17 protein-coding genes, 1 tRNA gene and 1 pseudogene are annotated in these 19,665 nt (G+C 63.2%); 6 read left to right on the top strand and 13 right to left on the bottom strand.

What is annotated here, in order from left to right:
- Window positions 1-19 precede the first annotated feature (19 nt).
- Window positions 20-469 (bottom strand): annotated as a pseudogene (locus E2L06_RS09245) (helix-turn-helix domain-containing protein); the annotation flags it as partial.
- Between the two features lie 120 nt (window positions 470-589).
- Here E2L06_RS09245 and tnpA point away from each other — a divergent pair.
- Both tnpA and E2L06_RS09235 read left to right on the top strand, forming a co-directional pair.
- Window positions 590-1,021, top strand: a complete 432-nt coding sequence (gene tnpA / locus E2L06_RS09240) for an IS200/IS605 family transposase (RefSeq protein WP_138780749.1) — start codon at window positions 590-592, stop codon at window positions 1,019-1,021.
- Entirely contained in the window at window positions 1,018-2,292 is a 1,275-nt protein-coding gene (locus E2L06_RS09235) for an RNA-guided endonuclease TnpB family protein (RefSeq protein ID WP_138780747.1), read from the top strand. Before tnpA ends, E2L06_RS09235 begins: the two co-directional genes overlap by 4 nt.
- Before the next feature lie 47 nt (window positions 2,293-2,339).
- Here E2L06_RS09235 and E2L06_RS09230 read toward each other — a convergent pair whose 3' ends face one another.
- Window positions 2,340-3,392 (bottom strand): site-specific DNA-methyltransferase, encoded by a 1,053-nt coding sequence (locus E2L06_RS09230; RefSeq protein WP_138780745.1) that lies wholly within the window; start codon window positions 3,390-3,392, stop codon window positions 2,340-2,342.
- A gap of 100 nt (window positions 3,393-3,492) precedes the next feature.
- Entirely contained in the window at window positions 3,493-4,029 is a 537-nt protein-coding gene (locus E2L06_RS09225; protein WP_138780743.1) for a hypothetical protein, read from the bottom strand.
- A gap of 453 nt (window positions 4,030-4,482) precedes the next feature.
- Between E2L06_RS09225 and E2L06_RS09220 the strand changes: the two genes are divergently transcribed.
- The gene (locus tag E2L06_RS09220) at window positions 4,483-5,127 is read left to right on the top strand and encodes a hypothetical protein (RefSeq protein ID WP_138780741.1); all 645 of its coding nucleotides are present in this window, start codon (window positions 4,483-4,485) and stop codon (window positions 5,125-5,127) included.
- A gap of 30 nt (window positions 5,128-5,157) precedes the next feature.
- Here the strand turns inward: E2L06_RS09220 and E2L06_RS09215 are convergent, their stop codons facing one another.
- Window positions 5,158-5,751: an NADPH-dependent FMN reductase gene (locus E2L06_RS09215; protein ID WP_138780738.1), complete on the bottom strand. Its 594-nt coding sequence runs from the start codon at window positions 5,749-5,751 to the stop codon at window positions 5,158-5,160.
- A gap of 91 nt (window positions 5,752-5,842) precedes the next feature.
- On the opposite strand from E2L06_RS09215, the gene E2L06_RS09210 reads away from it, so the two are divergent.
- Window positions 5,843-6,859, top strand: coding sequence for a nucleoside recognition protein (locus E2L06_RS09210; RefSeq protein WP_138782528.1), 1,017 nt, complete (start codon window positions 5,843-5,845; stop codon window positions 6,857-6,859).
- Between the two features lie 146 nt (window positions 6,860-7,005).
- On the opposite strand, the gene E2L06_RS09205 is transcribed toward E2L06_RS09210, so the two are convergent.
- The 3 genes from E2L06_RS09205 to E2L06_RS09200 all read right to left on the bottom strand — a co-directional run bounded on the left by E2L06_RS09205 (window position 7,006) and on the right by E2L06_RS09200 (window position 9,688).
- Entirely contained in the window at window positions 7,006-7,401 is a 396-nt protein-coding gene (locus E2L06_RS09205; protein ID WP_138780736.1) for a hypothetical protein, read from the bottom strand.
- 1,158 nt (window positions 7,402-8,559) lie between these two features.
- Window positions 8,560-8,734: transfer RNA gene (locus tag E2L06_RS21825), tRNA-Trp, on the bottom strand.
- 57 nt (window positions 8,735-8,791) lie between these two features.
- Window positions 8,792-9,688, bottom strand: coding sequence for a DUF5794 domain-containing protein (locus E2L06_RS09200; RefSeq protein WP_138780734.1), 897 nt, complete (start codon window positions 9,686-9,688; stop codon window positions 8,792-8,794).
- 515 nt (window positions 9,689-10,203) lie between these two features.
- Here E2L06_RS09200 and guaB point away from each other — a divergent pair.
- Window positions 10,204-11,706 (top strand): IMP dehydrogenase, encoded by a 1,503-nt coding sequence (guaB, locus tag E2L06_RS09195; RefSeq protein ID WP_138780732.1) that lies wholly within the window; start codon window positions 10,204-10,206, stop codon window positions 11,704-11,706.
- A 26-nt stretch (window positions 11,707-11,732) separates the two neighbouring features.
- On the opposite strand, the gene E2L06_RS09190 is transcribed toward guaB, so the two are convergent.
- The 5 genes from E2L06_RS09190 to cmk all read right to left on the bottom strand — a co-directional run bounded on the left by E2L06_RS09190 (window position 11,733) and on the right by cmk (window position 17,171).
- On the bottom strand, window positions 11,733-13,376 hold the full coding sequence (locus E2L06_RS09190) for an acyl-CoA synthetase (RefSeq protein ID WP_138780730.1): 1,644 nt from the start codon (window positions 13,374-13,376) through the stop codon (window positions 11,733-11,735).
- Window positions 13,377-13,442: 66 nt separating this feature from the next.
- A complete protein-coding gene (locus tag E2L06_RS09185; RefSeq protein ID WP_249361402.1) occupies window positions 13,443-13,955 on the bottom strand; it encodes a hypothetical protein in 513 nt (170 codons plus the stop codon).
- A gap of 6 nt (window positions 13,956-13,961) precedes the next feature.
- Window positions 13,962-15,548: a sodium/proline symporter gene (locus tag E2L06_RS09180; protein WP_138780728.1), complete on the bottom strand. Its 1,587-nt coding sequence runs from the start codon at window positions 15,546-15,548 to the stop codon at window positions 13,962-13,964.
- Complete coding sequence (locus E2L06_RS09175) at window positions 15,541-16,053, bottom strand: hypothetical protein (protein ID WP_138780726.1); 513 nt, start codon at window positions 16,051-16,053, stop codon at window positions 15,541-15,543. The genes E2L06_RS09180 and E2L06_RS09175 overlap by 8 nt, the downstream gene beginning before the upstream one ends.
- 506 nt (window positions 16,054-16,559) lie before the next feature.
- Window positions 16,560-17,171 carry a (d)CMP kinase gene (cmk, locus tag E2L06_RS09170; RefSeq protein WP_138780724.1) on the bottom strand — a complete coding sequence of 204 codons (612 nt, stop codon included), beginning with the start codon at window positions 17,169-17,171 and terminating at the stop codon, window positions 16,560-16,562.
- Between the two features lie 116 nt (window positions 17,172-17,287).
- Between cmk and E2L06_RS09165 the strand changes: the two genes are divergently transcribed.
- Window positions 17,288-17,779: a hypothetical protein gene (locus tag E2L06_RS09165; protein ID WP_249361399.1), complete on the top strand. Its 492-nt coding sequence runs from the start codon at window positions 17,288-17,290 to the stop codon at window positions 17,777-17,779.
- Between the two features lie 67 nt (window positions 17,780-17,846).
- Here E2L06_RS09165 and E2L06_RS09160 read toward each other — a convergent pair whose 3' ends face one another.
- On the bottom strand, window positions 17,847-19,610 hold the full coding sequence (locus E2L06_RS09160) for a YcaO-like family protein (RefSeq protein WP_138780722.1): 1,764 nt from the start codon (window positions 19,608-19,610) through the stop codon (window positions 17,847-17,849).
- Between the last annotated feature and the right edge of the window lie 55 nt (window positions 19,611-19,665).

The following is a 19,665-nucleotide window of genomic DNA, read 5'->3' as shown; positions in this document are numbered from 1 at the left end:
CACCACAGCAGGTGGTTAATCAGTTAACCTCGGAAGCAGTCGCTCCCTCGAACAGGACGGCGAAGAGTTTCCGTTCGACGGCCCGAACGTGCTTGTGGAAGGCAGGCGAGGAGATGTTCAACGAGTCCGCGATCTCTTCGCCGTTCGCCCGACGAGGCCATTCGAAGAACCCCCCGTGGTATGCCGTCTGGACGACCTCTCGCTGGCGATCGGTGAAGGTCTCGAGCAAGGCACTACGCGCGTGGTTGGCGACTGTTGAGTCCCCATCTGTCGTCACAACACGGCGAGCGACCATCGACACGTCGGGGCCGCTCCGGCCGATCCCGGCGATGATGTCGCGGATTTCGACCGTGGCCGGGACGTCGATCCGTGCGCGTCCCCCCGAAGAATCGGCCACGAACTCGCGTAACTCTGCTCCGTGAGCGTCGGTAATCGATCCGAGGGAGGACTCGGTTACGGAAAATTCGAGGCAAAAGCCTCGCACTTCAGGGCGGGGATGAAGCCGAACAACAGTATTCAACTGCCGACGATGGCGTAGGCGGGGTTCCCACGCAATCTTTAACCCGTCCGGTCACAATAGTATGCATAGATGGTAAAGAGTACCCGTCACGCGAAATACGAACTCTATTACCACATAGTGTTCGTGCCCAAATCGGGCGGAATCGAAGATTCCGCTGACCTCGCGGAACAGGGTTCCGCTCAGTATCGGCGCTCGAACCTGACGGGGAAGACGAAGAAACGTCTCGAAGCCATCTTCACGGAAATCTGTGAGGACAAGGGCCTCGAACTGGCCGAGTGCGAGGTCATGCCCGACCACGTACACCTGTTTATCGGGAGTCCGCCGAAGAACGCCCCATCACTCATCGTCAACTGGGTGAAAGGCATCTCGGCGCGGAAGTATAACCAGCGGTACGACGACCGCGTGAAATGGACTCGTTCGTACTACGTCGGTACGGCGGGAAGCGCCACGAAGGGCGCTGTCGAACGCTACATCGCTGAACAGGAGAGCGACGACAAATGAAGCGCGTCAACACCTTCGAGGTGGTTCCACAGTCCGAGAACAGCAAAGAGTGCCTCCTACGGCTACTCGACGCCTCCGCCTCCCTGTGGAACGAACTGACCTACAAACGTCGTCAGAACTACTTCGGTGACGGCGACGTGTGGGACACTTCCGAATACCGTGGACAGTACAACGGTGTCGTCGGAAGCGCGACCGTCCAACAGGTCACGCGCAAGAACAGCGAAGCGTGGCGGTCGTTCTTCGCCCTCAAGGAGAAAGGCGAGTACGCCAACCCACCGTCGTACTGGGGCAACGAGGAAGATGGGCGCGAACTCTGCACCTACATTCGGTGCAACCAGTACACGATTCAGTGGGGAAAGCGGTCGCGTCTCGAAATTCCTGTCGGGCAAGAACTGAAAGACGAATACGGACTCGGCTACCACGAACGACTCTGCCTCGAAGTCCGAGGCAACCCGAAATGGGAGGGGAAACAGGGTCGTCTGGAACTTGAGTATGACGAGGTGAGCGACACGTTCAGGGCTTTTCAACCAGTCACCGTACCTGATTCTCGACTGGATTCACCACTGGCTTCTCACGAAGCCGCCCTCGACGTTGGCGCGAACAATCTCGTCGCGTGTTCCACGACCACTGGGAACCAGTACCTCTACGACGGTCGGGAGTTGTTCGGACGGTTCCGCGAGACGACCGACGAAATCGCCCGTCTACAGTCAAAACTCCGAGAGGGGCGCTACTCCTCGAATCGGATTCGACGGCTGTACCGACAGCGGACGAAACGCCGTGACCACGCACAGAACGCGCTGGTGCGCGAGCTCGTTGAACGGCTGTACGACGAGGGCGTGGCGACAGTGTACGTGGGCGACTTGACCGACGTGCTGGAAACGCACTGGTCGGTCAAGGTGAACGAGAAGACGCACAACTTCTGGGCGTTCAAGAATTTTATCCATCGTCTTGTGTGTGTCTGTGAGGAGTACGGCATCTCTCTGGAAGCCGAGTCGGAAGCGTGGACGAGTCAGACGTGTCCCGAGTGTGGCGACCATAAGGCGACGGTTCGCCACGAAGATACACTGACGTGTCCGTGCGGTTTCGAGGGGCACGCCGACCTCACGGCGTCAGAGACGTTCCTTCGAGAACACAGCGATTGCGAAATCAGGCCGATGGCACGGCCCGTGCGATTCGAGTGGGACGACCACGACTGGTCGGGGAAACCACACCCTCATGAAAGTCCCAAAGAAGTGCGCACAAACCCGCAAGTTGCCTCCGTGGGTCGGTAGCCGAACCCCCAACGGGGGAATCCTCGCGCTTTAGCGCGGGGAGGATGTCAATCGAGTGTGAGCGTGCCGTGCTCGGCCCGGTAGCCGTCGTCGTACGTCTCGACCGCACGCACGTCCCGGAGTCTGATCCCCTGTTCCATCTTGGTGACGACCGGCGTGTCGTAGTAGTCGGCTTCGTACTCGAACCCCTTCCCTTCCTGTCGGCGGCGTGTGACGAACTCCCGGTGGCGATCGAGGCGGGCACGACCGACCGACCGTGACAGCGCCGGCACCTCATCGACTCCCTCGTCGAACACCTCGAGAAACGCGTCCTCGAGTTCGATCCCGACCGAGTTTCGGCCGGCACACATCGCTGCGAGCGTGGTCGTCCCGGTCCCCCAGAAGGGATCGAGGACGGTATCCCCATAGGCCGAGTACATACAGATCAGCCGATAGGGGATCTCGAGTGGATAGGCCGCCGACCGCTCCCGAAGTTCGTCGTCGACCGCCTCGAGTGCTTGGAGCTCGCCGGTCACGTCGGTCCAGACGTCCGAGAACCAGCGGTTGCGTTCCTCCCAGAAGTAGGCGGCTTCGTACCGTCGGTCGGCACCGGGCTCGAACGCGCGACGCTGGCCCCCCTTCCGAAAGATCAGGACGTACTCGTGCTCGAGGGTGACGTAGGCGTTCGGCGGGATCATCCCGCTGCCCATGAACTTGGCCGCACTGTTTGCCGGCTTGCGCCAGAGCACGTCCGGCAGCGGGTCGAATCCCCGCTCTTCGAACGCCGCGAGGACGCGGGCGTGGTTGGGATAGACCCGAAAACTGCCGTCGACCGACCGGGTGGCGTCGCCGACGTTGATACAGGCGATCCCGCCGTCGACCAGCACCCGCTCGAGTTCGTCCCAGACGGCCTCGAGTTGTGCGTGCATCGCCTCGAAGGCGGCTTGACCGTCGCCGGCGTCCAGTGCGTCGCCGATCGCGGGATCGAGCTCCGTAAAGAGGTCGTCCCACATCTCGATCATCGGATACGGCGGCGACGTCACGACGAGTTCGACCGACTCGTCGGCCACGTCCGAGAGCGCGCGAGAGTCACCGACGACCACGCGGTGAGTGGTCTCCATTGGCTTGCACTGTCGGCGTCTCTCCCTTAGCTTCTTCGTCAGGCGACGCACAGCACAGAAAATACGACAGCCGATCGCCCCCGCTCGAGCGGGTCGCTCGTTACTCCTCGCTGCTCTCGTCGGTCTCCTCAGTCTCGAGCTCGGCGTCTTCGTCCGTCTCGGTTTCGTCCTCGATGTCGGTCGCCGGCTCGAACTCCTCGATCGGTTCCCACTCCTCTTCTTCGCCTGATTTGAGTCGCCGGCGAAGGAGTGCCGCTCCTGCGAGCACGCCCACTGCGAGCAGGAGTCGCGACAGCCGCGAGGGAGCATCGGGTTCGGTGTCGTCCGTCATCGGTTCCGCCGTCTCGCCGATTTCTTCGCTTGGCTCCCGGATGTCCTCAATGATCTCCGGCTGTTCGACGTCCTCGAGTGATGTCTCTTCGAGCGTCGGTGACTGCCGACCGAGGAGAAAGCCGATGGCCGTGCCGAGGCCAAACAACGCTCCTGCAAGCGGGAACCGCCCGCCTGAACGAGATCCTTCGGATTCCTCGACGGCCTCGAGAATCGTCTCGCGCATCGGAGAGTCCATCCCTCTGTTGACCGCTTCTCTGACGACGAGCTCGGATAGTGTCGCGTCCTGTTGTTCCGTCTCGGGCATAATCCGCTCCGACCACACCACTATACATAATTCTATCCCTCGTTTCCATCGATCGGCCGCGTCCGTTCTCTCGTATGCATGAACTACTCGGAAAAGCTGACGGTATAATTTCTTGTTAACTGCCGGCTGGAGCGCCCACGTCCGAGCGAGCCTCGTCGAACGACGACGCCAGCGGCCTGCGAGAACAGGCTCGAGATTGCCTCTCTCGGACGAATACGCGATCATACCCGAGAGCAGGCGGTATTCGTGCCGACGGCTCTCGTGCGCGGGCGATAACACAAATATACTCGCGAAAGTGAACGGGTCAGATATCCGTTACAGTCGCTCGACGAGTCGCATCGCCGTCTAAACCCCGTTCTTCTTGCCCTATAAGGTCACATCGGGACACCGAGGGCACGGTATCGGTGTGGAACGGCTTGCATAACGAAAGGTATCAATGAGAGGGATGCACGTATGAGCGTTCTCCGCCAGCCCGAGGTACTCGGCCGAACGGCCCGGCGGCGCGTCGTTGGCGTCACCGCTGCACTCTCTGCGGCGGCCGTCGAAACGGTCGCGGTCGGGTGCTGGTTCAGCCTCGTCGTCGGCTCGCGGACGACGTCAACCGCGCTCGCAGGGCTCGGTGTGCTCTTCTCTGGGTCACTGCTCAGAATGGGAATCTTCCGTGCGACGGTTAGCGACCTCGGTGAGCTCCTGCAGCCGAAAGAACTCGGCGTGACGGTCGCGCTGACGTCCACCTGGGTCGTCTGGCTGTTCCTGGCCGAACTGATCGGCGATCCTCTCGGTGTCGCCGTCGCAGCCGTCGTGTTTGCCGGCATGCTCACCGGCCAGTTCGTCCTTGAGCGACACAGCTTCAGCCAGTCCGCAGTCGATGGCCGACTGATCACACTGGCTGTTTCGGGGCTGTTACTGGCTGCTGGTGCGTCGACGCTGCTCGCGACTGTCTGGTTTACCGACTGGGCGATTTCTTCGTCACCGCTCGTACTCGGCTCGACGACTATCGTGTTTCGGATCGGGGCCGTCCACCTCGGCATGTTCGTCTTCGGCCTCTTCGCGTTCCTCGCTCATCAGCACCGCTTTCAGCGACTTCTCGAGCCCTAGGGGCCGCCGATTCGTTTTCCGTCGGCAGTATCACTTTCCCTGTGCACCCACGTTCTGGTCACTCTCGAAGGAGTCCGGGTCCGGTTCGATCGACGCGTACTGTACCGCTCGCCGGCCCAGCGTCGTCACCCGTTCCTCGAGTTTCGGATCGACGAACGCGCCGTCGTCGATGGCGGCGCTCGCGTTCGGGATCGCCGCCTCGTGGGGAATGACCCACGCGTTCAGCGCGCGACAGACCGACCGCATATGCTCTAAGGCCGTCACGGGGAAGGCCCCGCCGGAGACGGCAAGCAAGCCGACGGTCTTGTCCTCGAACTCGTCGAACCCACAGTAGTCGAGCGCGGTCTTCAGCGGTGAGGAAAACGACCCGTGATACATCGGCGACCCGAGCAGGATCGTATCGGCCGCGCGGACGCGAGCCGCCAGCTTGTCTGCATCGCCCGCATCCTCGCGGTCGCGATCCGCGTCGAAGACCGGCAACTCGTACTCGCGGAGATCGACAAGTTCGGTGGTGGCTCCGGTCCGTTCGGCGGCCGAAAGTGCCTGCTCGAGTGCGATTCGGGTGTAGCTTCCGTCGCGGAGACTACCACAGAGCGCGGCCACGTGGACGTCACTGTTGCTCATAGCTGTCCTGACGACTGGTTAGCAGGAAAAAGTACCTGCTACGTGCCCTCGATCCGATGGCCCTTTCCCCTCGAAATTCGAACCGATGATCGTGCAGTCGCTGCTCACCGTCTTGCTCGAGGAGGCACTGCCGCGTGTGGTGACGATCACGCTCCTGATCGGAGTGGGTGTCGGCCTGGCTAATCTCGCGGTGGAGTACGGCTTGGTCGAACTCGTCGCCCGTGTTGGCCGCTATCTCACGGAGCCGGCGAACCTGCCTCCGGAAGTCGGTACTGCCGTTCTCACGAACGCGGTCTCAGTGACCGCCGGCTACGGCATGCTCGCTGAGTTTCGCGAGGAAGGCCTGCTCGACGATCGGGCCACGCTGATCGCCGTCGTCATCAACACCTTCTTCGGCTTCATCCAGCACATCTTCACGTACTACGGCCCCGTTCTCGTCCCGATCCTCGGGTTACAGGTCGGACTGATGTACGTCGGTGCTCGAGCTGGCATCTCGCTTGCCATCACGCTCGTCGGCTTGCTCGCCGGGGCTGTCCTCCTGCGGGGCACCGACTACGACGGCAACGCCATCGAGCCCGACATTCCCGACGAGGACGATGGCTCGCAGACGACCCGCGAGAAACTCTCCGCTGCCGGGCAGAGTACCTACGAGCGCCTGCGCTCGATCGTTCCCCGACTCGCGATCGTCTACTCGCTGGTCTTCGTCGCGCTCGAGTACTCGGATCAGATTCTCGAGTCCGTGGACCCGGTCCTCGCCGTGTTCGCGTCCGTCGGCCTCGACGATCCGGGTGTGGTGCTCGAGTCGGTTGCCGGCCTGTTGGGACTGCCAGGAGCCGCGGTGCCGGTGATCCTCGTCTCGCTGGTCGATCCAACAACCGGCGCGATCACCGTCGCACCCATGATCGGCGACGTGTTGACGCCTCCGGAAGCGGTGATCACGCTGCTGGTCGGCAGCCTCGTCTCGCTGACGATCGGGACGGTCAAGCGCTCGATTCCGTTTCAGTTCGGCATCTGGGGGGCGTCGTTCGGCACGAAAGTGATCGTCGTCAACGTCTGTCTCAAGGCTGTGTTCATCCTCGTCGCGATCGGCGTGTTCTTCGTCGCCTGATACGGACTCCTGTCAGTCAGTTCCAGTGCAACCACGACCGGCACTGCGGTTGCACTGGTACATTGTTACAGCAGACCGTATGACTGGGGTGGCCGGGTGACGTGCTGTGCTGTCGTCCTGTGTCTCGAGGGGCCGAAAAATCGATCCTACGCGCTCGCCGATGCGGTGGTCGACAACTGGCGGCTGCCGTACGCTCCGGCGAGGGACAGAATGACGATGAGCACACCGGCGACACCGTTGACCCCGATCACCAGCGCGCGGTCAGCGTCTAGAACGAGTGGTGCTACCACGATCCAGATTCCCAACACGGCGAGGACCGCCGCGATGACGATACTTGGCGACCGGCGCTCGTTGGTCCGGTAGGCCTGAAACGCGGCGAGAAAGGCCACCGCTGCGCCGGCGAAGACGTTCTGGATTCCCATAAAGTCGGTGATCGTGAAGATCACTGTCGACACCATGACGAACGCGCCGAGCACCGCCGTCAGTCCGGCAGTTCGCTGGACTAACACTGATGAATCATCCGCGGATCGTGTTCGGCTCATACGTGGGTCTGCCACGCACGCCGTATTCAAGGTATATCTAGATCAGTATGTATTTATTGTGTAATTGTATCTTACTAACCAGGTGCACCCACAGTGAGCAGCCGTCACCGAGCGACCGGCGGGAGTGTCGCACGCGGACCCGGAAAAGGACGACAATCTTGCGCCCTCATTCAGTCGTGGGTCGCTGATGTGCACCATATTCTCGGGCAGGCAATAGTCTAATATAACGGCGCTCCAAGGAAGGGATGCGAGGGGCGGTCGATCTAACCAGATATCCTCGCTGTACCTGGGATCGTTCCACTGCCAACCATCCGGTGACGATCTCGGATCATATACAAGCAACCACCATTTGGGCAATGAGTGTGCTTGCGTCGGCCCTTAGCCGGCGTTTCTACAGTGACGTAAGACGCTTACTTGAACCTGCAGCTATCGTACCACTGCGGTGAGATCGTCGCGCTCGAGGACCTGACGACGGTCTAGACGACCGTCGGTCCAGCGTCGCAGGCACTCACGGCTGCGTACGTCGTGTTGCAGTCGGCGACGGCAGCTGCCCGTCGATCGCGTCCCATCGGCACACGTACTCGCCGGCGGTCCCCGACCTAATAGTTAGAAACCAGACAACACCCAACCGTAGTAGTCGGCAAAAATATCTATCGCCCCGTACGCTACCGCCAAGATCATAGCTGCACAAACCAAGAGGAATAGTAACACGATAGACACGATATACGTTAGCGTTTCAGAGTCCATACTACTCGATCAGCGGCTATTTGATAAAAAATGGTGGCAACCCATTTCTGGAATACCTCCCGTTTTATCTGGACCAACTGGAACTCAATGGAGGCGGGGATGGGGCGCTGTAATTTTTTGGTGCTGTCGCCTTGCCGACCACGTTCTCGAGCCACGGATTATGATCAAATCAGAACCGTTACCAATAGAATACAAAATGAGTTGTTGCGAAGTAGTGGTTACACTCCGTTTTAGTTCAACCCCCACTCGTCCAATACTCACGGCTCGCGAATGTGTTTGGCTCGAGAAGTTGGGTTGGAGGGATTTGAACAACGCCTGAGAACCTGCTCCCGTCGGTCGCAGAACCTCAGTCTCGTTTAAATCCTCCAAATTACATCCCTGCCGCTCGCGAATTTGCTCGCGGCAGAAGTATGGGGTCGGAGGGATTTGAACCCCCGATCTACTGATATCTCCGGTGCGCCTCGGAACTCCAGAGGGTCATCACACGGACACTGATCAGGTGTCCGATCAGTATATCAGTCTGGAGTTTCGTCCCGGGCGCGTTGCCTCTGGAGTCAGCCGCCATGCCTGGCTTGGCCACGACCCCTCGACTCTCAGTTTGGGGATCTTACCTAAAGTGGTTTCGATTCGGACCGAAACCGCACTACAGCCACGGGGCCCGACCCGCGGTGTCCGTCGTCTCGTCACCCGGATACGTGTCCGGCTCGTCTTCGCTGTCCGTCACCGGTGGCTCGCTCGAGCCCTCCCCGTCCCCACCGTCGGGCAATGCACTTAGCGTGGCAGCCGCGTCTGGCTCCGCCTTCGAGTCGCTCCCTCCCAGTGGCAGGTCGACGGCAAAGACGGCGGCGACGAGCAACGCGGCCAGTGGGGCCTGCCCGAAGGCCATCCCGAGCAGGGACAGCGGGAGCAGGCCCAGTGCGACGGCGCTGCCGAATCGGAATCGGTCGATGTCCATACACCGCCGGAGGTAGGGGCCGGTCAGTGCGATCGTCAGCGCGAAGGCGACGCCGATGGCCGCGGCCAGCGTCGCGTTGGCGACGAGGACGGGATCGGTCATCACCTGCACCGTCAGCCCGGACGGATCGACGCTGGCGACCAGCCCCAGCCCGATGACGACGACGGGGTTGGGGAGGTAGTCGCCGATGGTCGCGCTGGCGGTCTTGGCCGCGATGGCGGCGATCACCAGCGCCGCGAACCGTTCGAAGATCGCGATGTCGACGAGGCTCTCGAAGGTCGGCGCGAGCGCGGCCTGGACGGCTGCCAGCAGGATCAACGGAATGCCGACGAGCATGACGACCGTCGCCTGTTCGCGGGGAGAGCCGTCCATCTCTGCGAGGATGACGGCGACGGTCGCGCTTCCGCCGAAGATCAAGAGGCCGACCTGAATCGCGCCAAGCGGATCGTCGAGCGCACCGGCCAGGATCAACGCGGGGAAGACACCGTCGACTAACGGGAGCATCATCACCAGCGCGAGCAGTCTCGCGTCACCGCCGACGATGCGCTCCATGCGGAGCGCGACGGGGTGTTGTGACGTACTCATCGGTCAGGGCCGATGGCCGTGACCCGAGGCCAGTGGGCGATATGAATGCCGATCCCAGACCGATCGGTCCGCACACCGCTCGACCGATTTGGGTTTCTGGCCATTCGCTGTGAGTTTCGGTGTAAAATTCCCGAACGCAACGGTGGCGACGGAGTCGAAGCTCGTCCGGCCAGCAGTTCGGGCGTCGGATGCACTCACAGCGTACATACCCAAATCAACGACAGGATTGTCAATAAACGTTGCGTGAGAGAGGGTTTCACGACCAGGTAGTATTCGTATGGTATCTGCCGTATTCGTACGGAAATGGACAGACCTGCACTGGATGTGGGCAGACGTCGCGGCGATCGCCTTGAGTCCGATCGAGACGCGGGTCTGTATCCGACAGTATCGGTCGGGAGTTGAACCGAGATGATCATTCGCATGGCACAACGAATCGCCCACTGACGCCCTCGACAACCGTTCTCACCCGAGTTTCATCTCGCAACGCTTTTCCCCCGGGACACCGGACAGTTTACATGGCGAACGACGTTCCTGAGCACGAGCCCTATTCTTCGAAACTACAGGTACCGGAAGCGCTAACGTTCGACGATGTCCTTCTTCGGCCGAAGGAGAGCCGTGTCGAACCCGACGATGCCGATCTCACCTCGAACGTCTCGAAAAACGTCGAGGTCTCCGTCCCGATCCTTTCGGCGGCGATGGACACCGTCACCGAGAGCGGCATGGCGATCGCGATGGCCCGCCACGGCGGGCTTGGTGTCCTTCATCGCAACATGAACGTCGACGAGATGGTCGAGGAGATCGAGCGCGTCAAAAGCGCCGACGAACTCATCATCCCCCTCGAGGACGTCGTCACTGCCGACCCGGAAATGAGCGTCCGCGAGGTCGACAACCTGATGGCCCGGCAGGGCGTCGGCGGCGCGCCCGTCGTCAACACCAACGGCGAGGTCTTGGGGATCATCTCGAGTACGGACATCCGACCCCACCTCGAGGTCAACGAGGACGACCCGGTCACGGAAGCGATGACTGACGAAGTCATCACGGCCCACGAGGACATCGACGCCCGCGACGCCTTCGACCTGATGTACGAACACAAGATCGAGCGCGTGCCGGTCGTCGACGACGAGAACCTGTTGGTGGGCCTCGTGACGATGCAGGGCATCCTCCAGCGCCGCGAGTACCAGGAAGCAGTTCGCGACGAGGAGGGTCGGCTCCGGCTTGGCGTCGCGGTCAGTCCCTTCGAGCAAGACCGCGCGGAGGCCGCCGACGAGGCCGGCGCGGACATCCTCTTTATTGACACCGCACACGCGCACAACCTGAACGTTATCGACGGTGCGCGCGAGATCAAGGAATCCGTCGACGCGGACGTCGTCGTCGGCAACGTCGGCACCCGCGAAGCGGCCGCGGATCTCGTCGACTTCGCCGACGGGATCAAGGTCGGCATCGGACCGGGCTCGATCTGTACCACGCGCGTCGTCTCGGGAGCCGGCATGCCCCAGATCACGGCCGTTGCACAGGTCGCAGACGTGGCCGCCGAACACGACGTCCCTGTCATCGCCGACGGTGGCATTCGATACTCCGGCGACGCCATCAAGGCGATCGCCGCCGGTGCGGACGCAGTCATGCTCGGCTCGTATTTTGCCGGCACTGACGAGGCACCCGGCCGCGTCGTCACCATGAACGGCAAGAAGTACAAGCAGTACCGCGGCATGGGGTCGGTCGGCGCGATGAAATCCGGCGACAGCGACCGGTATCTCAAGGACGAGCCCGACGAGGACGACGAGTACGTCCCGGAGGGCGTCGAGGCGGCAACGCCGTACAAAGGCACCCTCAAGTCGGAACTCCACCAGCTCGCCGGTGGCATGCAGTCGGGGATGGGCTACGTCGGTGCCGAGACGGTCCCCGAATTCAAAGAGCGCAGCGAGTTCGTCCGCATCTCCTCGGCCGGCCAGGCCGAGAGCCACGCCCACGACGTCGTCATCACCGACGAAGCACCGAACTACTCGCCCGACAGCGAGTAACGGACGCCAGTCAGCACTGACGCGGCTTACACTAACTCCGTCCGGCGAATCTTCCCGGTCGTGGTCGTTGGCAACTCGTCGACGAACTCGATCTCGCGCGGATACTCGTATTCTGCTAGCCGCTCTCGAACGAGCGTCTGGATTTCCGTCCGTAACTCGTCCGAGCCCGTCTCTCCTGTGGCCGGCTGGACGACTGCCTTGATGATCTCGCCGCGGGTCTCGTCGGGGACACCGACGACGCCGACTTGCTCGACGGCGTCGTGCTCGAGGATCGCTTCCTCGACTTCGCGCGGAGCGACGCGATAGCCGCTCGTGATGATCAAGTCGTCGTCCCGCGAGACGAACCAGAGGGAGCCGTCCTCGTCGCGTTCTGCGAGGTCGCCCGTCCGATGCCACTCCTCGAGCGTCACCGCGGCCGTCTTCTCGGGGGCGTTCCAGTACTCCTCGAAGATCACGGGATCGTCGCCGCGCCGGACCGCGATCTCGCCGACCTCGCCGGGGTCGACGGGCTCGCCGCTGTCCGGATCGATAACCGCGACGTCGTGACCGGGAACCGGTTTCCCCATGCTCCCCGGCTTCGCGGGGAACCAGTCGCGACAGTTCGTGACCAGCAGGTTCGCCTCCGTCTGGCCGTACAGTTCGTTGATCACGGTCCCCGCGAGTTCCGCGTCCGCCCACTCGAGGATCTCGTTCGTCAGCGGTTCGCCGCCCGAACAGATCGCCTCGAGCGACAGGTCGTACCGTTCGGTGGGTTCGTCGACCTCCATGAGCATCCGGATTGCCGTCGGCGGAATGAAAGCGTTCGTCACGTCGAACTCCGCGGCGATCTCGAAGGCGGTTTCGGGGTCGAACGAGCCCATCGGGTAGCCGACGACCGGCCGGCCGTAGTGCCACGCGGGGAAGACGAGGTCGCCCAGCGCACCGATCCACGCCCAGTCGGCCGGCGTCCAGTAGACCGAGTCGCCGCGGACGTCCCGTTCGAAGTACATCGAAAACGCTGGACAGTGGCCGACCCAGAGGTCGTGAGTGTGGAGAACACCTTTCGGATCACCGGTGCTGCCGCTCGTATACATGACGATCGCCGGCGTTTCGGCGTCCGTCGCGACGACCTCGTACTCGCTCGAGCGCCCCTCGACCGCCGTCTCGAATGTCCGGACGGTCGTTTCACTGATCTGTGCTGTCTCCGGGTCACCGTCGACTACGAGGACGTGTTCTAAGGCAGGACAGTCGGGTGCGACGGCACGGATCGTCTCCCACTGAGCGGCGTCGACGACGGCGACCCGCGCCTCGCTGTCCTGCAGGCGGTAGCGAAGCGCGTCGTCACCGAACAGCACCGACAACGGGAGCGACACTGCCCCGCGCTTCCAGCACGCGAGGTGGGTGAGGACGTTCGCCGGTTTCTGTGGGACGGCGATCGCGACTCGATCTCCCTGATCGACACCCATCGACTCGAGAGTGTTGGCGACGGCGTTCGATCGCCGATCGAGGTCGTCGAACGTGTACGTCTCGCGGCGGCCGTCCGGGTATGCCTGGAAGAGCGCCGGTCGATCGCCGTCGGGGTGTTTCGCCACTAGATCGGTCGCCGCGTTGAACCCTGCTGGGACGTCCCACTCGAACGACTCGCGAGCCGCGTCGTACGAATCTTCATCGAAAGTGACATACCACGACATACCGCGCCATACCACGAAGCCTCAAATAAACGGTTGGGCCGGAGTCAGTGCCTGGGCTGGCCCGGACTACAGACGAGGGAATCGTGGCGTCTCGACGGCGATGTCCACGTCTTCGAGTCGCGGATCCGATTCTAACTCGGTCACGAGTTCGCGTTGCGGGTCCGCCGTTCGCGACTGATACAGCGTCCACTCGTCGGACTCGACGTCGTTTCCAACTTGCCAGCTGACGACGAGCCGTGCCCGGCGCAGTCGCGTCCCAGTGACGAGATGGAGTTTCTCTACGGCCTCGAGCGGGACGGTGACATTCCGTTCGTCGAACGTTTCGATGTCGTCGGGCGGGAGATCCGCGATCGTGGCCCGATCGCGTTCGCCCATATCGGCCCGCAAGAGCAGCGAGCGGTAGGATTCGCCGACGAAACAGAGGATCAGTCGCTCGTCGGTCAGGATCAGTTCCCAGAACTCGATCGAGTTCGGTCGCTGGCGAAACCAGTGGGTGAGCCGCGCGATGATGGTCTCGGTCGTCATTGGGTCATCACCGGCGTGTTCGACCGCCGGCTGGGGGACTGTGTGGTCGGGCATTTGTGGTCAGTGCTCGAGCAGCGGGTGGAGATCGGTCGGCAGTTCCTCCCACTCCTGGGTCGCAAGCGAGACACCGATAAATAACACGACGGCGACGAGGAGTGCGACGGTGCCAACCGGGAACGCGTCGGGGAACGGATAGAACGCCATGATGCCGCTTGCGAGCCCGCCGTAGCCCGCGACGTCTGCGGCCATCGGGATGGCGCTGTAGAGGATGTTGACGGTGAGGCCACCGACGATCGAAGCGATCGCACCCCACTTCGTCGCGCCCTTCCAGTTCATGCCGAAGACGGCGATCGGGACGAACGCCGCAGCGAAGAAGCCCCAGCCGATCGTCCCAAGGATGCCGACCAGCGTCTCGGAGTAGTAGACGACGCCGGTCGAGAGGATCGTCAGCCCGGCCAGCGCAGCCTGCGTGACCCGAAGCTCCGTCTTGTCGTCCTCGATCGGTTGGCCAAGCGCTCGTGGAATGTCCCTCGAGACGGCCGCCGCACCGATGTTGAGAAACGAGTCGCTCGTCGACATGATCGCCGCGAGCAGCGCTGCGAGGATGAGGCCAGCGACGATACTCGGCGTGTACTCGAGGACGAAGACGGGGCCGACCTCGCTCGCGCTGAATGTCTCCGCGATCTCGCCGGCTTCGACCATCGAGCGCATCGATAGCCCTGCCGAGAAGGCGATCAGGCTCGAGACGGCATACGAGAGGGCGGCGATCGGCGCGCCCCACTTCAGGATCTCGAGATTACGGCTCATGTAGAACTTCGTGATCAGGTGGGGCTGGCCGGCAGCACCGACCGAAAAGAGGATCCACCATGCGATGCCGACGAGGACGGCCGTCGTCGCCTCGCCCATCGCGCCAAACGGCGAGACGAGGGCCGGATCGGCGGTCGCGAGGTTTCTCGAGATCGTTCCCATGCCGCCGCCGACGGACATCGCGTACGCGAAGACGAATACTGCGCCGGTGATCATCGTCAGCGCCTGCAAGAAGTCGGTCCAGACGCCCGCAATCATGCCGCCGAGCATGCTGTAGAGCAGCAGGATGAGGGCACCGCCAAGCAGCCCCCAGATGACCGGGATGCCGAAGATCGCGCGCATGACGAACTGCAACGCCGCGAGGTTCGTCGCCAGATAGGCGATCACCCCGACGATGACGGCAAGTCCGGTGAGCCCGCGGACCCAGTCGCTTTCGTAGCGGACGTACATCCCATCGGCCAGCGTGAGGACGTTCCGGATGTCCGCGAGCAGGCGCAGCCGTTTGGCGAGGACGACCCAGGTCAGCAGGAATCCGAACGGTGCGGTAAAGAAGATCCAGAGCGACGTCGTCCCGAACGCGTAGACGAGTTCGGGGCCGCCGACGAAGCCGAACCCGGACTGGATGACCGAAAAGGCGGTCATCGCGAGGACCCACGTTCCGATGCTCTTGCCGGTGATGAGGAAGTCGCCGGTCGTCTGTGTTCGCATGTAGCCCCACGCCCCGATCAGGACGACGATCAGTAGGTACGCCGCCCCGAAGGCAAGGATGATCGGATCGTCGGCGACCGGAATGCCACCCGACTGCAGCGGGGTAGGCAGGAGCGACGTGCGTTCAATCATCGTTCCCCTCCACGTCGGGTGTCCGGTCGGGCCGGTCCGCGCTCGTTGCTCGCTCGATTCGCCGCGGTTCGAGCGGGAGGTCCGCTCGTTGCTGTCGATCCCGTGCCTCGCTGATGATCTCGTCGACGACCGCATCGCTGCCGATCCGGTCGAAAACCATCACCGAGTAGTAGATCGCCGCGAACGCAGGGGCGAGCCACAGGAACGCGAAGTAGACGAGCGTCGGCCTCGGTACACCGAGCACGTAGGTGTAGCTCGTCACGTCCGGGCTCCACAGCAGCCAGATCCCCGTCAATCCGCCGAGGAACAGCACGGTAAGCCCGGCGACGAGGCCGGTGTAGGGCTCGAGTGCCGAGCCGTCGTGTTCGATCGACGCGGAGGCGACGACGGCAAGGATGAGCACCCCCGCGACGTACGAGAACACGCGATAGGCTCCGAGACTCGCAGCGACGAGCGCTCCTACCGCGAGGAGGGCGATTCCAGACATCAACGCGTTTCGTGACATACAGACCTCCGTCCGTCGCGTTCCGAGGTGCTCGTGAGTCTCTGCCACGTGGGTCGCTGCCACCTCGATCGAAAGCGCCCGGAGGCGGGGACATCGTGATGGGCGGCTCGTCTAGTATTGGTGGTAATTGCCATGTTCCTACACCTCACAGCGGACCACAAACACATATTTTAATCATTCGGCGGTCAGTGAGAAGATGTCCGCCACGGATAGACGCTCGCTGCGTGTCCACCGTGCTGTGTTCCGGTGGAACCGTACGACGGTCGCAGATGCACAGACGGTAACTGATACTGTCATACGGTCTGCTGTACCGATGTCCCGGTGGGACCGCAGGACAGGTGGCGGCTGCGCTGGCACTGACTGGCAGTAGTCCGTACCAGCCAACACAGATCACACAGCGACCGCACTCGAGCCGCCGTCGTGGGCAGCGAATGCGTCGAGCGTGATCGGGTGCTCGTAAACTGTTGTCCGACAGTATGACACCCGACGAAACGAGTTGCGGTCAGCTAGATGTCTATCGATGGGGTTCGAAACGCCCCCTCGTCCAGTTCGGGGTCGTATTCTTCGATCGCGGCTCGGACGATCGAGAACACGCCCTGTTTGCTCCAGCGGGCAGTGTTGATCTCGAGGTCGTAGAACGACCGGTCATCGATGTCGATCTCGTAGTACGATTCGTAGCGTCCGGCTTCGCTGACCTCGCGGACACGCATTTCCGCTTCGGTTTCGATACGGTCGGCGATGCGCTCGAGTCGGACGTCTTCAGGCGCGTCCAACCAGATCCGAAGGTCAGCGCGATCACCGGCCAGCCAGCCCGCCAGCCGCGACTCGAGGATGAAGGGTTTGTTTGCCGTCCCCCATTTCTCGGCGATCTGCTGGAGGCGCTGGTCTAACGCGCGGTCGATCTCTTCGTCCTCGTCGGCTTTCGCGGTGAGCTGGTTCAAGCTCATGTCGCGATCTTCGGCGAGTTCGCGGAAGATGTCGCCACCGGAGACGTAGGGACAGCCCATCGCGTCGGCGAGGCGTTCACACAGCGTGGTCGCCCCACAGCCCGGTGGACCGGAGACTGTGAGAAAGAGTGTCGTGTCGATTCGGTCGGTCGAACTGTCTGCTGTAGCCATACGTTGAATCACTCGATCCCCCGTGAAAAGGGTCCGGCTCGAACAAGTTAACAAAGTGATGTATTTGGGCGGTCAGAAGAGTAACGCCTACAGTCGTCCACTCCTGAACGGTTGACGTGAACCGTCGGACGGTACTTCGAACCGCGGGCGTGACCGCCACTATCGGGCTCTCGGGCTGTGTCGAGGCGCTACAGGAACACTACACGGGCAGTTTCCAGGGGGTTGTCCCGGTCGAAATCTACAGCGAGGCCGAACGGCCCTACGACGTCACACTCGAGGCCTTCGAGCGCGAAACGGACCGTCAGACGTACGACGAGAGCTTCACGGTCACGGCCGGCCAGCGGGCGACGGCACCGCATCTCGAGGCGACCGAGCAACGCTTTCGTGTAACCAAGATCGACCGGGAGCAACGCGACCGACAGCTCACCAAACGGGCGACGATCACGCAGAACACGAGCACCGTGGTCATACGGATCACTGACGACGACCTCCTCCTCGAACTCGAGTCCAAAGACGAGGAGACCGAGCCCGGAACGAACGCGACCGAATCAGCCCCGGGCGACGCCGAAACGGGTCCCTCCGAGTCTACCGCCAACGCGTCCGACTGACGGGTGGGCTCGTCGGCGACTTCTTGTGCGCCCATGCAACTGTACCGCTCGTGTCTCGACGAGACGATCAGGGATACGGATGGAACGCCCGCTCGAGACGCGATTCGAAGCCCAGCTCCGCGGGCACCGTCCGCGCACGCTCCCCGAAGAACGGCCTGTCGGTAAACAGCGGCTGGGCACCGGGGACGACGACCCGGACGGCCTCGAAGCCGAGCGCCTCGACGTCTCGAGTCGTCAGCCGTGCGGCGGAGGGCGTCAGGTCGGCGTCGCGCACCCGCGAGCACAGCGCCTCGAGTCGATCTGCGCCGGTCGGGACCGGATCGGGCCCGACGCTCGCCGCGGGCACCGTCCGACCGACATCGACGAAGTCCCGTGCGCGCTCTGGGAACGCGGCGTATTCGCCGATCGCGCCACCGGCGTCGTCGACCTCGTCGGGGCCGAGACTGCGCAGCTCCATCCAGTTTTGGATGGCTTCCTCGAGCGCCGACGTCGCGGCTGCTTCGGCGTCGAGGCCGGCCGCCGAGCCGACAGCGAACGCCGGCCACGCGTCGTCGTTGGCCGAGATCGGCTCGTCACCGGCGATCGCGTCCGGCTCGCGGTGGACGGCCACGGCGACGACGGGCACGTCGATATCCTGTGTGACGAGCAGCGGCGTCACCGACAGTCCCTCGCTTCGGGCGCGGCGCTCGAGCGTGTGGAACGCGTCCGTGTCGACCGACAGGCCGAGCGGCTCGAACGTCGAGTACCACGCGAGCATGGTCGCATCGCGCTCGATCACTTCCGTCAGCCCGGAGACCAGCGCGTCGACCGTCGAGGAGCCAAGCCCCAGCCCGGTCGTGATCGCCGGGACCAGCGCCTCGCCGGGCTGGGGGAACTGGACTGCCGCGGCGGGTAGGTGGGTCTCCTCGCCCGTTGCGAGGTTCTCGCCGGGGACCCAGCAGTGTTCGTCGCTCGAGTCGTAGGCCGGCGCGTCCTCGGGTCGGACGAGTACCGTCGGCGCGACCGTGTTTTCGAGATCGTCTTCGCTTGCGTGGACGAAGTCCGCCTCGAGATAGACGCCGGCACAGTAGCGCTCGAGCCCTTCGCCGACGGCTTTCATCAGCGCCGCGTTCCAGTCGTCGGCGACGCCGGCGGCCTGCCGGGGCGCACTCGCGTCGCTGTAGGCGGTCGTGTCTGCGACCGTGGAGAGGTAGTAGGGCGCCGGGAAGGACTCGACTTCGGCGATGCTCGAGATCGGGCCAACGCGGTCGTCGATCGCTCCCTCGGCGTGTTCGACCGCAGTCTCGAGGGGGAGCGTCTCGGCGTCGCGCTCGAGCGTGCGCTCCCGCTCGCCTTCGGCACACGTACAGCCCGGGACGGGCAGTATCTGCCGGCGAGCGTGTGGGACTTCGCGTACCTGCCCGATGATCGACTCCTCGTCACCGGAGAGGACGCGCACGCACTCCCGGCCGGCAATCGCACCGGCGAGTCGTGCGGCGGCGCGGTCGGCCTGTGGCTTCGCGGCGCGATCCTCGACGTTCGACGCAACGCGTGCGCGCAGGCAGTCGAAACAGGCGGTGGCGGGCGCAAAGCCCGAGATAGCCGCGTCAACGTCTGGGAGCGGATGGTTGCCGACCCCGCCGATCTCGACGGCGATCCAGGGTGTGCCACCCTCGAGTGCGGCTTCGTTCGCCCGGTCGAACGTCGCCGAGCCGGCGACGTCGCTGACGACTGCAAAGCGAGCGTCGGCAACCTCGCTGGCATTGGCATCGCGGACGCCGACGTCGACATCATCAAGCGCGGTGACGACGGCTTCGCGGACCGGCTCGTCACCCACGACGGAGACTTGCATACCCCTATCTGCTGGGGCGGGCGGCAAAAACGCCCCGCTCGAGCGTCGTCGAGGT

This window comes from Haloterrigena sp. H1 (assembly GCF_005938085.1).
Lineage (GTDB): Archaea > Halobacteriota > Halobacteria > Halobacteriales > Natrialbaceae > Natrinema.
The sequence above is the reverse complement of the archived record's forward strand: the minus strand, read 5'-3'. Positions and strand labels throughout refer to the sequence as shown.

Excerpts from the sequence above, each read along its gene's own strand:
- E2L06_RS09205 (WP_138780736.1), bottom strand. The coding sequence starts at position 7,401 with ATGAGCCGAACACGATCCGCGGATGATTCATCAGTGTTAGTCCAGCGA.
- E2L06_RS09175 (WP_138780726.1), bottom strand. The coding sequence starts at position 16,053 with ATGTCACGAAACGCGTTGATGTCTGGAATCGCCCTCCTCGCGGTAGGA.
- E2L06_RS09190 (WP_138780730.1), bottom strand. The coding sequence starts at position 13,376 with ATGTCGTGGTATGTCACTTTCGATGAAGATTCGTACGACGCGGCTCGC.
- E2L06_RS09220 (WP_138780741.1), top strand. The coding sequence starts at position 4,483 with ATGAGCGTTCTCCGCCAGCCCGAGGTACTCGGCCGAACGGCCCGGCGG.
- cmk (WP_138780724.1), bottom strand. The coding sequence starts at position 17,171 with ATGGCTACAGCAGACAGTTCGACCGACCGAATCGACACGACACTCTTT.
- E2L06_RS09235 (WP_138780747.1), top strand. The coding sequence starts at position 1,018 with ATGAAGCGCGTCAACACCTTCGAGGTGGTTCCACAGTCCGAGAACAGC.
- guaB (WP_138780732.1), top strand. The coding sequence starts at position 10,204 with ATGGCGAACGACGTTCCTGAGCACGAGCCCTATTCTTCGAAACTACAG.
- tnpA (WP_138780749.1), top strand. The coding sequence starts at position 590 with ATGGTAAAGAGTACCCGTCACGCGAAATACGAACTCTATTACCACATA.
- E2L06_RS09160 (WP_138780722.1), bottom strand. The coding sequence starts at position 19,610 with ATGCAAGTCTCCGTCGTGGGTGACGAGCCGGTCCGCGAAGCCGTCGTC.
- E2L06_RS09215 (WP_138780738.1), bottom strand. The coding sequence starts at position 5,751 with ATGAGCAACAGTGACGTCCACGTGGCCGCGCTCTGTGGTAGTCTCCGC.
- E2L06_RS09200 (WP_138780734.1), bottom strand. The coding sequence starts at position 9,688 with ATGAGTACGTCACAACACCCCGTCGCGCTCCGCATGGAGCGCATCGTC.
- E2L06_RS09230 (WP_138780745.1), bottom strand. The coding sequence starts at position 3,392 with ATGGAGACCACTCACCGCGTGGTCGTCGGTGACTCTCGCGCGCTCTCG.
- E2L06_RS09185 (WP_249361402.1), bottom strand. The coding sequence starts at position 13,955 with ATGCCCGACCACACAGTCCCCCAGCCGGCGGTCGAACACGCCGGTGAT.
- E2L06_RS09225 (WP_138780743.1), bottom strand. The coding sequence starts at position 4,029 with ATGCCCGAGACGGAACAACAGGACGCGACACTATCCGAGCTCGTCGTC.
- E2L06_RS09180 (WP_138780728.1), bottom strand. The coding sequence starts at position 15,548 with ATGATTGAACGCACGTCGCTCCTGCCTACCCCGCTGCAGTCGGGTGGC.